Raw genomic sequence first — 15,894 nt, 5'->3', positions numbered from 1 at the left:
ATTTTAGTTAACACCCTTCATCATCTTCTTGATCCAAGGAACACATAGAATCAATAAGACAGCTGCAACTAATGTAACGATACCTGTAATACCAAAGAACATCATTTCATTTTTAGGATCACCAGGTACGAATAGTTTAACAATTTGAGCATTAGCAGCTTGACCAGCTGAATCAGCTAGGAACCACATACTCATCATTTGACCAGAGAAAGCCTTTGGAGCCAATTTAGTTGTGGCTGACAATCCAACTGGAGAAATCAACATTTCACCAATTTCGATAATACCCCAACTTAGAACTAGCCAAAGTGGACTAACTTTTCCGCTACCACTTAGACCCATCAATGGAATAATCAAGACAAAGTATGAAATAGCTGTAGCAACTAATCCCAGCCAAAACTTAGATGGTGATGATGGTTGACGCTTGCCCAATTTGATCCATAGCCAAGCAAAGAATGGTGTATAGATAATGATAAAGAATGGGTTAAGCATTTGGAATTGTGGTGCTGATAAATGTAATCCAGCAAAGTTTAGTTGTGTTTGTTCAGCAGCAAACAATGCCAAGACAACAGAACCTTGTTCTTCAATTGCCCAGAAAATCATTGCAGCGATGAACAATGGAATATAAGCGAAAACACGTGATCTTTCAATTTTAGTAACTTTCTTACTTGTTAGCATCATAATGAAGTAACCAACAGGTAAACCAATACCTAAGATACTGATAATTGTAATAACGTTATCAATTGTAAAGGCATGTGCAAAAATCAACGCAGCTACAATGACCGCAATAACTACAACAACGATGGCAACTCGTTTATAGAAGCGTCCACGTTCTTCGTCTGTGATAGGATCTGGGGCATGTAAACTTGATTCTGGCAAGTACTTACGTCCATCCCACCAATAAACAATCAATCCGATAAACATACCGATAGCAGCTAATGAGAAACCAGCGTGGAAATTAAAGGCATTACTCATACTGTTAACAGCTTGTGGTGCAAATAGGGAACCTAAGTTGATACCCATAACGTAAATACTGAAACCAGAATCACGTCTTGGGTCTCCTTCTGAATACAATCCACCAACCATTTCGGATACGTTTGGCTTCAAGAGTCCAGTACCAATAACAATAAGTCCAATAGATAGGAATAATCCTGTTTCACCAATTGGGAATGATAGTACGATATGACCAAGCATGATCAACACACCACCCCAGAAAACAGTTCTTCTGGCTCCCAATAATCTATCACTGATAAATCCACCTAGCACACTTGACATGTAAACTAGTGAACCATAAATTGACATAATTGAAGCGGCTGTAGTACGGTCCATCCCTAGACCGCCCTTTGTTACCGCATAGTACATGTAGAACAGCAAAATGGCACGCATACCATAATAACTGAATCTTTCCCAGAACTCAGTTAGAAATAATGTACGCAAGCCTGTCGGTTGTCCGAAGAAACCTCGATCTTTTTCTCGTCCATTAAAAAATTCTCCTCACATTACACAATGAATGTATTAATATTAAACTTTCAAATTCTTTATGTCAAAACCTTTTTAATAAAACACCGCTATCCCTTGTATATCAACAAAAAAAAATAAGAGCCATTTAATATAGGCTCTTATTTTTTTAAGTTTTTATAATTTATGGAGGGCCGCCTCCAGGTTCAAGCAACGAATCCCGCAATGGGACCGCCTGGAGCCAAGGTCTCCAGGCTCGGTTTTGAACTTCGCAAAAAACGCGAATTTCAAAACACGTCCTGTACTGTAAGGACTAAAGTCCTAACAGTACCGTCACTGCGGGATTCATTGCTTGAACCTTCCGGATAGTTTAACTATGTTGGTTATTGTTTTGATAACTGACAATTAATTTTAATGATGATTGTCAAAATGAATGAAGGAATCAACGTAACTTTAAAAATCAAAATTATTTAATCTTCTAAGACTCTGAACCAACTAACCAGTGATATATATGCAGTTAACACTAAAATACAACGAATACAATAGCCGGAAGGAACAAGAAATTTTGGTCGCTGTGCAGGTGGCGTTATGGCTTCAGCCATTACACCACGGGACGACTTTTGAAACTCGCGTACTCTGCGAGGTTCAAAATCGAGGTTGGAGACCTTGGCTCCAACCGGTCCCCATAGCGACCAAAATTTCTTGTTCCTGGAGGCGGAACCCCTTTTTAATGCTTAAACGCCATTGTAGCTTCAACGGCATCTTTCCAACCAGCATATAGATCTTGACGAACGGAATCTTCCATTTTTGGTTGGTATAGTTTTCCTGTTTGATAATTCTTTTTTATATCATCTAAATCTTTCCAGAATCCTACTCCTAAACCGGCTAAGAATGCTACTCCTAATGAAGTTGTCTCTAATTCAGATGATCTTTGCAATTCAATTCCCAAAATATCGGTTTGAAATTGCATTAAGTAATCATTGGCTGATGCTGCTCCATCGACTTTTAAAACTTCAATTGGCATTTTAGCGTCTGAACTCATTGTTTCAATAATATCTTTAGTTTGATAAGCAATTGCTTGTAGGGTTGCTTTGATCAAATCTTTATCTGTGGTTCCTCGGGTAATGCCAAAGATTGTTCCGTGTGCTTTGTTATCCCAATAAGGTGCTCCTAATCCGGCAAAGGCTGGTACAACGTAGACTTCATTTTGACTGGCTGATTCTAAAGCAGCTGCTGATGTTTCTGGGGTACTGTTAACTAAGCGCATGTCGTCTCGCAACCACTGTAAAGCAGCTCCAGCGATGAAAACACTACCTTCTAAGGCGTACTTAACTTGACCATTAAGGTCATATGCAATTGTCGTCAACAAATTATTATCTGACAAGGCTGGTTTATCACCTGTATTCATAACAGCAAAGGCACCGGTACCATAAGTATTTTTGACCATACCTTTTTCAAAAGCCATCTGTCCGAACAAAGAAGCTTGTTGTGAACCGGTCATCCCAGTAATTGGAATTTCTGAACCATAAAATTGATAATTCTTTGTTACACCAAAATGTTCTGAATTTGATTTAACTTCTGGCAACATCGCCTTAGGGATATTAAATAGTTTTAATAAATCATCATCCCATTGCAAAGTATTGATATTGTAAAGCATCGTTCGACTAGCATTAGCACAATCGGTCGCAAATGCTTCACCATCAGTTAACTTCCAAAGTAACCACGTATTAACTGTTCCAAACAATAATTCGCCTTTTTCAGCTCGTTCTTGGGCACCTTCAACGTGATTTAAGATCCACCGAATCTTGGTAGCGGAAAAATATGGACTAATAATCAAGCCAGTTTTTTGATGAATTTCTTCTTTATAACCATTTTTGATTAAATCATTAGCCAAATTAGAGGTTTGACGACTTTGCCAAACAATTGCGTTATAGATTGGCAAACCAGTTTTTTTATCCCAAACAATCGTTGTTTCTCGCTGGTTGGCAATTCCAATGGCTTTGATTTGTTGCGGCTTAATCCCGGAATCAATCAAAGCAGTAGCAATTGTCGTTTGTACAGCATTCCACAATTCATTTGGATCGTGCTCGACCCAGCCTGGATTAGGTAGAATTTGTTTAATTGGATGCCTAGCTGTAGTTATCTTCTTACCACTGTGATCAAAGATAATTGCTCGAGCCGTCGTGGTTCCTTCATCAATTGCTAAAATATAATCTTTTTCCATAATTAACTCCCACACACCAAAAAAGGCGACAATCGCCTTTTACTTTCTTGCTTTGTGTTTAAATTTTCTTGTTGCACTGACAGCGTCTTGCCAACCTTCATAAAGATAATCAGCATGCTTAGGATCCATTTCAGGGTCAAAGGTTGCCCCAGTTGCATATTGTTTCTTAATATCATCTAGGTTATCCCAATACCCCACTGCTAGTCCAGCTAAAAATGCAGCACCTAATGCCGTTGTCTCCAAATCTTTGGCCCGTTGGACTGGAGTTTGTAAAATATCAGCTTGGAATTGCATCAGGTATCTATTATTAGCTGCACCACCGTCAACTTTCAAAGTTGGAATATCAATACCAGTGTCACGTTTCATCGTTTCCAAAACATCCCGTGACTGATAAGCCAAAGATTGTAACGTAGCTTTGATGAAATCGTCTCTAGTTGTTCCACGCGTGAGTCCAAAGACCGCTCCACGAGCATCAGCATCCCAATAAGGTGCTCCTAATCCAGTAAAAGCAGGTACAACATAAACTTCATCGTCATCATTTGAGGCCAAAGCGGCCTCTTCTGATTCTGGTGCTGTATCAACTAAGCGCATCGCATCACGCAACCATTGAATAGCTGAACCGGCAACGAAAATACTTCCTTCTAAAGCGTAGTAAACTTTGCCATTGATTCCATAACCAATTGTCGTCAATAAATTATTATCAGACAATTGTGGTTTCTCACCAGTGTTCATAACAATGAAGGCACCGGTTCCATAAGTATTCTTAACCATACCAGGTTCAAAAGCCATTTGACCAAAAAGTGCCGCCTGCTGATCACCAATCATACCGGCAATAGGAACTTCTGAGCCATAGAAATGATAGCCCTTAGTTTTAGCATAGACTTCTGAATTAGGACGAACTTCTGGCAACATTGCCTTAGGAATATTCAAAGCTTTCAAAATATCATCGTCCCACTTCAAATCGTGGATATTGAATAACATCGTCCGACTAGCATTGGAATAGTCAGTGACATGGGCTGCCCCACCAGAAAGTTTCCAAAGCAGCCATGTATCAATCGTACCGAAGAGCAATTCACCCTTTTCAGCTCGTTCTTGGGCACCGTCAACTCGATCCAAGATCCAACGAATCTTAGTAGCTGAAAAATAAGGGTCAATTAACAGCCCCGTTTTTTCATGAATCATCTTACCGTAGCCATCTTTTTCCAATTTAGCCGCAATATCAGATGTCTGACGACTTTGCCAAACAATCGCGTTATAAATTGGTAGGCCAGTATTTTTATCCCAGATAATCGTCGTCTCACGCTGATTAGTGATTCCGATACCCTTAATTTGGGTTGGTTTAATGCCAGATTCAATAAAGACCGTTGCAATAGTTGATTGAACAGCATTCCAAATCTCGTTAGCGTCGTGTTCGACCCAACCAGGTTCAGGAAAATGTTGAGTAAATTCACGTTGAGCATCAGCTATCTTAGAGCCCTTTTGGTCAAAAATAATTGCTCGAGTACTAGTTGTACCTTCATCAATTGCCATAATATATTCACTTGACATCATTTCACCTCATTATTAATGTAAACGTTTCATACCAAAATATTATAACATTTAGTTAGTTTTGGAAACTAATATCATAATCATTTCTAAAATCTTGTCTTTTGGTTCATTTTAATTAAGATTTATGTTTTGTATTTTAATTTTCAATCACAAATAAACTAGGATACGCCGTCTCCAGATTCGGACAGTGGTCACTGGCGGTGCGGAACGGTCCGAGCCACGGTCTCGAACCTCGATTTAAGCCTTGCAAGTTCGGCAAGTCTTAAATGCGCCCGGTGCTGTAAGAACGACAAAAGCGGTCGTCCTAACACCACTTTCACTGCCAGTAACCACTGTCCGAATCTTCCGACTAGTTCTTTATTAACTCAAAAATGGCTTGAGGCCTCAAATATTTTTTATCGTTTTGATAGAATTCTGGAACAACCACGCACTTAAAATATTTATCCGTATCAGAATAGATTCTTATCAGACTAATTTGAAAACACACCCTAGCCGGAAGGAGTAAGAAATTTTGGTCGCTGTGAAGGTGGCGTTGGCACTTCAGCGCTTACGCCACGGGACGACTTTTGAGACTTGCGGTTCTCAGCAAGGCTCAAAATCGAGTCTGGAGACCTTGGCTCCAGACGGTCCCCATAGCGACCAAAATTTCTTACTCCTGGAAGCGGAAACTAACAATCAACCTCTTTTCCGTCTAAAATACTCAAATCCCGCAAACAAACACATTGAAACTACTGAAACTATCCAACCTAATTTTAAGCCTGGAACTTGATAATCCAAAACTACTTTATGTTTGCCTGCATCTAAATTGATTGCCATTAAATTATCTACTACTTTATGTAATTTAACTTTCTTGCCATCAACTTTGGCGCTCCAGCCATCATCGTACGGAATGCTTAACAATAATGGTGAATCTACGGGCACCTTGATGGTTCCTCTCACCGTATCGTGATTCAAATTGGAAGTTATTTTTAATGAATTTTTTCTAAATTGTTGTAATGATTCAAGAAAAGCTTTTTGATCCAATGATTGAAAATATTCAGGATTTAAATCTAATGACTTATCAGTCAAAATTTTCACTTCAACTTTTTTATTATTCCTAAAATGCCCTAAACGCAAAGTGGCTGCACTATAAACATTCATCGAGCTAGTCTTGACTCGTTTACCATTAACATAAATTTTAGCTTTATCATAGTTCATTGGTGAAACGTAAAAATACATTGGACCACTGGCTCTAGTTGTCAATTGATACGTATACATCGTTTTATTTTTGACATTTATTTGTTGCATGCTATTAACTAAAGCATTTTTCAAATACTCATAACTATTACCATTCAACGCTTGCCAGAGGCGGTCTTGATTATCTAAAGCCCGTTTGGAATACATTTTAAATCCATACACGTCAGAGTCAACTAAAAATCCGAGCGTTGGCGCATTGTAGTTTTCTTCAACGTAATAGTGATTATCCCACTGCCGAACACGATAATAGACTCCCAGTAAGGCATTAGTTAAGTTGGTTCCCCCAAAGTAACTAATTCGTCGAACATTGAGACTATAATAACCAAAATTATGCATCATGGTCAGAGTATCTTGATTCAAAGTTGAGCTATAAAGACTGACACCATTAATATTGAACAAAATCGGATCATTATAGTTATTATATTTTTCCGGAAAAGCTTTATTCAATCCCGACTTTGAAACAATAATTCGATGACCTAGATGACTACGATTTTTAACATTTTTTAAAATATTGTCTTCTTTAGCAAACTCTTCCCGATAAACTAACTGATCGCCAAACCTTGCCGTACTAATAACCGAATTAAAATTAGCTATCACTTCAAAAACAATCATCAAAATGGCTAATTTCAAAAACTTTTGATTCCGATTGAACGCTAATAAAATCAAGCCCGAGATGATAATACAAGTAATACTCAACCAAAAATAACGTCCATCATAGCGATTATCAGGTTTTCCAAAGCCTAACTCTTCAATGATTTTTGGCAACAACCACTCTGTCGAATAACCAATACAAACCAAAATCCCTGCTAAACAAGTACTTTCAACAATCGTCCCCGTATCATGAAAAACGCCATTATCAAAGGCCTTGTAAGCAATAAAAATACAGGCAAAAGAAAAAATAAAACTATTTCGAAAAGGAAATCCAGCTGGGTTTTGAAACATATGCCAAACGGTATTAAACGTTGTAACAAACATACTGATCAATAAGGTGCCAATTAGTAAGGTTGAATACCACTTATCCCTATTTGAAATACGATCACTGACAAAGAACGCCAAGACTAAAATCAAAATTGTTGAAGTCATGAAAACTGACGGACCATGCTCCAAACGTTGGTCAAAAGTATTGCCGCCGATGCCTAATTCCGTCAGAGCCTCTAAGCCAAAACGAGCCGAGGGTAAATAGTTCAGCACATCAAAAGAGGTTTTAGCAGTTTTCAACATTCCGACTAAAGTTGGCACCAGAACAACTGCTGAACTGAAGCCGGCTAAAATCGACGTTACTAAATAATCCCGAATCACACGCCATTTACCCTTAGTTTGAAAGAGATTATTTTCCAATCCCAGATAAATAAAGAAGCAAAGTGAAAAAATACAGAGCATATAACCTAAATAATAATTAAAAATAATTGCTAAAAGAATAGAAAAATAATACAGAATATATTTTTGCTCTTTAATTACATGCATCACGCCGACTGCTACTAACGGCAACATAATCAGCGCATCAAGCCACATCAGATCATAAAAATACGACGCCACAAATCCACAAAAACTGTAGGCAATCGTAAACATATAATTAGCCATACCGTCTTTTTGAAAATATGACTTCAAGAAATATGCCATCGAAAGACCCATTGTGGAAATTTTCAACATAATAATTATATTTGCAGCAGCCGGTACCCCTTTGGGACTTAATAGTACTAGCAATAAATTAAATGGTGACAACAAATAATAACTAATGACTGGGAAAAAGTTATCTCCCAACGATTGACTAAATAAATATAAATGAAAGTTTCCCGAAACCAATTGTCGTCTCAGTTCCGTCAAAAAAGTTAAGTACTGTGTACCTAAATCACTACTCAAAAAATTATTACTACCAAACGGGACCAATCCAGAATAAGCAAAAACAATAGAAATAATTAATAAATTAAGAAAAAACGCACCAAAATAATACTGGACATTACGTTTTGACATTTGCTCAAGATCTCCTTGTCCACTGCCGTTTCACTAGCTTTAACTTTAACGGCTCAGATTTAATTATAAAAAAAGTCTACGTGTTAGCTTATTAAAATGATATGAGATAAATACCAAAAAAGCAAAAGAAACACGACAAAAAAGGCTTGCTTACGCAAGCCTTTTAGCATATTTACTTTCATATTATTTACCTCAAATCAATTGATATTTGTTTTATTTTGAATGTGAATGTTTTACTTATTGTATTTTTGTTTGTAGTGAATTAGTTCAAAAACTTCTTTTCGTTGTGACTTCTAATCATTTTAGTGCACGCAGCTGCTAAAACAGATACACCCGTTAATACGAGAATTGGATGTTTTTTCATATACTTCACCTCGTTTTTGGAATAGCCATATTTGACTATGTATACATAGTAACGAGAGTTTATGAAATTGGTTGTAGAAAAGTTTGAATTTAATGTGAATTTTTTTTTGCCGTCTCCAGAGCTGAAACATCGGCAACCTGCTGTGCGGACCGACCTGAGCCAAGATCTCAGGTCTCGGTTTGAAGCCTTGCAAGCAAGTTTCCAAACACGCCCGATGGTGTAAGAGCTAAAGCTCTAACGCCACTTTCACAGCGGGTTGCCGATGTTTCAGCTCCTCCGACTAATGCTTTCATTTTAAGATGGTAATTGCTTGATGATAATCGATTTTTTGACTATATCTTTTAACTATCTTTTAACTAAAGGATAAAAATTTCAAAATAAACTTTAAGATACTCTAGTTTTTCAAGGTGTAAAAATATCAACTACTTTATACTTCACATTTTACATAAAAACCAACGAATAAACTAGTCGGAAGGAGCAATGAAATTAGGTCGCTGTGCAGGTGGTGTAATGGCTTCAGCCATTACACCACGGGACGACTTTTGAACCTCGCACACTTTGCGAGGTTCAAAAGCGAGATTCGAGACCGCCTTTCGGCTCGAATCGGTCCCCATAGCGACCTAATTCCATTGCTCCTGGAGGCGGAACCCAAAATAAAGCCAGCAATCCCAAAACAGGAATTACTGGCTTTATTATTTATATAATATTTTCGATATCAGGGAGTGTTTCTATTCAGCTACTTTAGAATCTGCTTTTTCTACAGCAGCACCAGCAAGGGCACTGACGTAGTTAACTGGTTTATCAAAGTTTGGTTGGAACAAGAAGTCTACCATCGATAATTCATCAATCGTAACTTTCTTTTGAATAGCTAGTGACAACAAGTTAGCTGATTGCGATACATCATACATACTTGTCAAAGCGCCACCTAGAACCACTCTTGTTTCTGGGTCCCAAACTAGATTCATCAAAACAGGTGTTGTTGTTAGCATAAATTCAGGACGATAGTTGTCTTCAAGTGAAACTGTCTCAACATTCTTGCCTAGAACTTCAGCATGATCTTTGGTCAAACCACTAGCAGCATATGTTCTGCCAAACAATTCAACGGCTGAACTTGCTTGTGTGCCCATATATTCAGCAGTATCTTTTTCAATATTCTTACCAACCAAAATACCTTGACGAACTGAGTTAGTTGCTAAAGGAATATATTGGTTGTCATTTGTTGGATTGTAGTGAACTGATGCTGCATCACCGGCTGAGAAGACATCTGGGATACTTGTGTGCATATACTTATCAACAATCAAAGCGCCATTTGGTAGTGTTTCAAATTTATCAGCAAACATCTTTGTATTAGGACGGAAGCCGACGCACATAACAGCAATATCTGCTTCATAAGTATTCTTATCAGTCTTAACAATGACACTGTGATCAGTTTCTTCAAATGATTCAACTTTTTCACCCATGCCCAATGTAACGCCGTTATCAATGTAATCTTTTTCGGCAACGGCTGACATATTAGGGTCAAAATTCTTAGCCAAAACATGTGGTAATGCATCAATTAAAGTAGTTTCCTTGCCAAGAGTTGCGTAACCTTCTGCCAATTCAGCACCGATATATCCGGCACCAATAACGATAGCACTCTTAACGTCTTTAGCATTTTCCTTCAATTCTTTAGCATTAGTCCAGTTCTTGCAAAGCATTACACGACTTGAGTCGATTCCAGGAATTGGAGGAACAACTGGAGCAGAACCAGTCGTAATAACCAATTTGTCATATGGTTGTTCGAAAGTTTCCCCGTTTACTAAATTCTTAACAGCTAATTTTTTATTATCAAAATCAATATTTGTAACATCGTGTTGCATGTGCATATGAGCGCCCATCTCAGTCAAGGCTTCAGGACTTGCATAGAACATCTTATTAGGATCTGAAACACGATCACTAACCCAAAGTGCAATCCCACATGATAAGAATGAAAGATTATCATTGCGTTCGAAAACAGAAACTTCCCAATCAGGATGTTCCTTCAAGATGTTCATTGCGGAGAATGTTCCGGCATGAGTACAACCTACAATACTTACTTTCATAATAAAAACCACCCTTTTTTTATTTATTATAGTTAACATCCTACCATAATTAAAGCGCTTACACGATATTTAAAAAAACATATCAACATTATAAATATTTAGAATGTTTTCCATAATATTTACTATTTAAACCACATTTCCTAGCCTTGTGAGTATTATTTTTGCCCTAGGTCGAGAAAAACAGCTTACTGTTATAGTCTCACAAAATATAATAAATATTCTGTTAAAAATAAATAAATATTTTTTCTAAAAATGAATTTAACTGTTTAAACACATGTGGTATATTATATATGTGAAAGAGGTACAGATATGATCAATACAATTCCTTCCTTTTTTAACTCTTAATGAAGGTTGCGATACACATCCTCATATCGTCGACCTGACATAACTTGCTATTAAGTGAGAGTTGCCCCCTCAATCAATCCTCACTTAACAGTATTATCCCATTACAATAATAATTTACTTTGAATGCTTTCGTTTAGTTAACAAATCCCTCTCTATTTGACAAATATGGAAACCTCACAAGCATTCATATCTCACCTCCGACACTACTGGTAATGCCGCTACACATTTTTGTAGCAAAAAAACAAGCCCATCCCCCCAAGATGAGCTGTTTTTTTTTGCCTTTTTTTTGGGGGGGTAAATATGCCGCATCTGATAGCACGGGACTTTTGTCTGCTGTGGGACCGTCTTGAGCCAAGGTCTCAAGACTCGATTTTGAGTAAGTGCTAAAGCACTAACTCAACTTTCACTGCTGACAAAGTCCCGTGCTATCAGATGCTAGTTTATTTGGGTTTTGGAGTGTTGATTTAACACTGCAGTTTCATTTCTCGCTAAATAAAAAAAGGTTATCTCTATAAACTAATTAATTTTTCTCAAGATTACTGCATTTTAAAATAATGGTTTTCTTTTTTTACAAGCTACTAAAAGGACAAAAATATAACGGCAACCAATCATCCCCCAAAAAACCTAAGCCGGAGGTGGTGAGAAATCAAGGCAGCAGTGAAGGTGGCGTTGGAGCTTTAGCTCCTACACCACGGGACGACTTTTGAAATTCGCGTACCTTGCGAAGTTCAAAAGCGAGATTCGAGACCGCCCTTCGGCTCGAATCGGTCCCCACAGCAGCCTTGACTTCTCACCACCTCCGGCGGCCTCACAAAAAAGAACACCATATTTATAAAAAATATTTTTCTTATTATGAATTAAGATGTTTAAACACATATGCTATATTATTAACTGTGAAAGGGGTACAGATATGACAAATGCCTTCCTTCCTTTTAACTCTTAATGAAGGTCGCGATACATCCTCATATCGTTACCAGAAGTTTTAATCGCATTCTGAAACGAGATTGCCCCCCTCAATCAATTTCGTTTCACCCCCTCAAATGCGTTATCCCATTACAATAATTTACTTTGAATGCTTTTTAATTAATAAATCCCTCTCTATTTGACAAACATGGAAACCCACAAGCATTCATATCTTATCCCTGACACTACTGGTAATGCCACTACACATATTGTAGTAAAAAACAAACCCGTCCTCCTCAAACGGGTTTGTTTTTTTGTCTAATTTTTACGAATTTATTCGAATAAAAAAACACAAGTGTGGAATAAAACATGGTCAACTTTCAAGCATTACGACAAATAGAGAGTGTGACAAAACATGGTCAACTTTCGAGCATTAAACCAAACAAGACCTGTAATCCGATTTTGGATTACAGGTCTTGTTTGGTTTAAGCGGAAAAAGCTATGTTTTGTTACACGTTTAACGATATTGGTAGTTTTGTCCTAATACTTAATGTTTGGATGCGCTAGTTGTTGCGTCAACTTTTACCTCTGGTTTCGCTGGTTCTTCAGAAGCTCCGGATGTTGCATCAACACTAGGTTTCTCGGATGCTCCAGAATTAGCGTCTACTTGGGCATTTGGATCTTTAACTAGCTTTTGGCCAGTAGCTTTCAAATATTGATCAACAATTGGTTTGATATCAACAGCCCACTCGTTTACTCCTTTGTAATTGCCTTCTTCATCATGCATAGCTTTGTAATAATGCATAACATGATGCTTATCATCACTGCCAGGTACAGCCATAGAAACCAAATCTGTCTTACCTGTTCTTAACGTGTTGATAACTTGCTTAACATGCTTAATTACACGACTAATTTCAGGATGAACTGTATCCAAACTATCACCAACTTGAGCAGGTGTTCTCTTTGCTAGCATGTCTTTTGTTGGTAAGAAACGGTTGTAATAAATAAATTGATTATTTTCATCCACATAAGTTAATTCAATCGGAATCGTCTTTAGGAAATAGTTCAATTGGTTAACTGTCAACAAGCCAGAATCCAATTTAACATAAGTGTCACCTTCAACGGCATTAACTTTTTTAGAAGCTTTATCTAACCAGTTTTCATCATTCATGTCTACACCTTCAATTGTTGTATCGGTTCCCTTTTTTGCGCTCAAATCTTCATCTTCGTAACTATTTGTTTGTCCAATCATATTAATCACCTCAGCAAATTTAATAAATTTTTGAATCGTCGATTGTAGAAAATCAATGGTTCTTTGATCTTTTAGATTACCCTCGTCATCGAAAGCACTCTTGACATCACCCAAAAGAAATTCATTACCTGGCAAAACAATCGCATTGACACCTGGAGCTTCTAAAATTTGTCTCAAATGCAACTGTGCCCGCGATGAACCTTGAACGTGATATGAAGCCCCAACAATCATTACTGGTTTTTGATCGAACGGATGAACTTCATAAGAAAGCCATTCAATAATATTTTTCAAAGCTGCCGGAACACTGTGATTATGTTCAGGTGTCGCAATAATTACGCCATCAGCAGCTTGAATTTTTTTAACTAAATCTTGAATTACAGGACTGTCAGTCTGATCATCATCTTGGCAAAACATTGGCACATCATTGATATTCAAAACATCGACATCAACTAAGCCAGCAAAATGTTTAGCAATAAAATTTAAAAGCATTCGATTATATGATTGATCAGCAATTGAGCCAGCAATACCAACTAATTTCATACTATCCCCCTAGCCTATATCCCACGAAAATTGTTCTGCTTTTTGTTTATTAACATCGTTTGCGTGATTCAATTGTTCTGAAATATCGACAAATTGTAAGAAATCCTTGAACAAGCCATCTAATTGCTCAGTTTCAGCTTCACTCTTCAAATCACCGTTATCATCAAAAGCTTGTAACGAATGTCCGAGCAAAAATTCTGAACTAGGCATAATACGGGCTTTTAATTCTGGTGAATCTAAAATTTGACGTAATTGTGATTGTGCACGTGAAGACCCTAGTGAGCCGTATGAAGCACCCGTAATCATCACTGGTTTATCGACAAATGGATGGATTCCATATGACAACCAAGCTAACGTACTCGACAAAGCTGCCGGAATTGAGTGGTCATATTCTGGAGTCGCAATAATAACCCCATCAGCCGCTTCAATTCGATTAGCTAGTTCTAACGCTCTCTTTGGTACATATTTATCAATACTCTTTTTAAAAATTGGTAATCCTTTGATTTCAACCAATTCAATTTCTGCTTGATTCTGAAAATGCTTTTGCATATACTCCAGCAATTCACGATTAGTTGATTTGGCTGAATTGGATCCAACAATAGCAATAAATTTTTTCATATCATTAATCATCCCATTTATAATTTCATCGTCATGATAATTGTAAAATGTTTCACTAAATAAAGCAATATATTAATGTAATCGTTTTCTATATAAATTTGTTATATGTGATTCAGGGACAAAACTGTTAACTAAAGCAAACTAAACTTATCTTCTAAACCACTAGTTACAACGGCCTTTAAATCTTTCGTTACAAATACCGCTTCAATTCCTGGTTGTACTTCAATCAAGGCTTTACCCTTTTCTATGCCTTGATAAAAGCCAATCGTCGACCAAACTTCACCATCAATCGATCTGTCACTAATAATCGTGACACTTTCAAGATTATTTTTGATTGGATAGCCGGTCTTGGAATCGAACATATGGTGATATTCATGACCATCAATTACTAACCTCCGCTCATAAATCCCTGATGTACCAATTGATTTGGCCGTTGTATGAATTACTCCTAAAGAAACCGATCTAGGTTTAATGGGATTTTGGACACCGACATTCCACTCTTTGTCAGCATGTTGACTGGGACCGACTAGCAAGACATTTCCACCAAGATCAATAATGCCAGTTTCAACTCCACGCTTGAGCCAAAGCTGCTTGATTTCGTCTGCAATATAACCTTTGGCGATGCCACCAAGGTCGATTTCCATGCCCTTTTCTTCCAAAAAAACCGTTTGTTTATCATCATCCAATTGAATTCGCTCAGGGTCGATTAATTTCAACCGTGCCTTGATATTAGCATCACTAGGTTTATTGGCACCCTTGAAACCAATTTTCCACAACTTGACTAATGGACCAATGGCAACATTAAACCCTAAATATTTGCGGCTAACCAAAACAGCCCTTTTAATCAGACCATAGGTATCTTCTGGAACAGCCACTGCCTTAATACCAGCATTATGATTAATCGACATCACTTCTGACTCATTTCGATTAACCGTCAACTTATCCTCAAAATGTTGAATCAACGCATAACCAGCATCCAAATCAGCCTCACTAGCAGGAGCAGCAACCGATAAATTAATCGCCGTTCCCAAAGCGTAATAACTTTTATTAATTAGGCTCATATCAATTCCTCAACTTATTTTAAAAAATTATTTATTCGTCCGAACGTTTCTATCATAGTCTATCATGTCGTTTTCGACAAAATGAACTTATTCACAATATTTATAAATAGAGTTATATTAATCCTAACATTAACGAGAAGATATGATTGATGTTATTGGAAATATGCCGCCTCCAGGAGTAAGGAATTTAGCTCGCTGTGGGGACCAACTTGAGCCAAAGAGCGGTCTCAAGTTTCGATTTTGAACTTCGCAAAGCTCGCGAATTTCAAAACTCGTCCCGTGGTGTAAGCACTAAA

Annotated in this window: 7 protein-coding genes and 1 pseudogene; all 8 read right to left on the bottom strand. The window is 37.4% G+C overall.

From position 1 onward, the window contains the following. Positions 1 to 3: 3 nt before the first annotated feature. A pseudogene (locus tag D1B17_RS02655) lies at positions 4 to 1,479 on the bottom strand (peptide MFS transporter); the annotation flags it as partial. Between the two features lie 703 nt (positions 1,480 to 2,182). Then, a complete protein-coding gene (glpK, locus tag D1B17_RS02650; protein WP_120143165.1) occupies positions 2,183 to 3,679 on the bottom strand; it encodes a glycerol kinase GlpK in 1,497 nt (498 codons plus the stop codon). A 39-nt stretch (positions 3,680 to 3,718) separates the two neighbouring features. Next, entirely contained in the window at positions 3,719 to 5,227 is a 1,509-nt protein-coding gene (glpK, locus tag D1B17_RS02645) for a glycerol kinase GlpK (RefSeq protein ID WP_120143166.1), read from the bottom strand. A gap of 675 nt (positions 5,228 to 5,902) precedes the next feature. After that, positions 5,903 to 8,434 (bottom strand): YfhO family protein, encoded by a 2,532-nt coding sequence (locus D1B17_RS02640; protein WP_120143167.1) that lies wholly within the window; start codon positions 8,432 to 8,434, stop codon positions 5,903 to 5,905. A 1,092-nt stretch (positions 8,435 to 9,526) separates the two neighbouring features. After that, entirely contained in the window at positions 9,527 to 10,879 is a 1,353-nt protein-coding gene (locus D1B17_RS02635; protein ID WP_120143168.1) for an FAD-dependent oxidoreductase, read from the bottom strand. Between the two features lie 1,795 nt (positions 10,880 to 12,674). Further along, the gene (locus tag D1B17_RS02630) at positions 12,675 to 13,919 is read right to left on the bottom strand and encodes an NAD(P)H-dependent oxidoreductase (RefSeq protein ID WP_120143169.1); all 1,245 of its coding nucleotides are present in this window, start codon (positions 13,917 to 13,919) and stop codon (positions 12,675 to 12,677) included. A 9-nt stretch (positions 13,920 to 13,928) separates the two neighbouring features. Further along, positions 13,929 to 14,537 (bottom strand): NADPH-dependent FMN reductase, encoded by a 609-nt coding sequence (locus tag D1B17_RS02625; protein WP_120143170.1) that lies wholly within the window; start codon positions 14,535 to 14,537, stop codon positions 13,929 to 13,931. A 131-nt stretch (positions 14,538 to 14,668) separates the two neighbouring features. Next, on the bottom strand, positions 14,669 to 15,598 hold the full coding sequence (locus D1B17_RS02620; protein WP_120143171.1) for an FAD:protein FMN transferase: 930 nt from the start codon (positions 15,596 to 15,598) through the stop codon (positions 14,669 to 14,671). Between the last annotated feature and the right edge of the window lie 296 nt (positions 15,599 to 15,894).

This window comes from Companilactobacillus zhachilii (assembly GCF_003606365.2).
GTDB lineage: Bacteria > Bacillota > Bacilli > Lactobacillales > Lactobacillaceae > Companilactobacillus > Companilactobacillus zhachilii.
The sequence above is the reverse complement of the archived record's forward strand: the minus strand, read 5'-3'. Positions and strand labels throughout refer to the sequence as shown.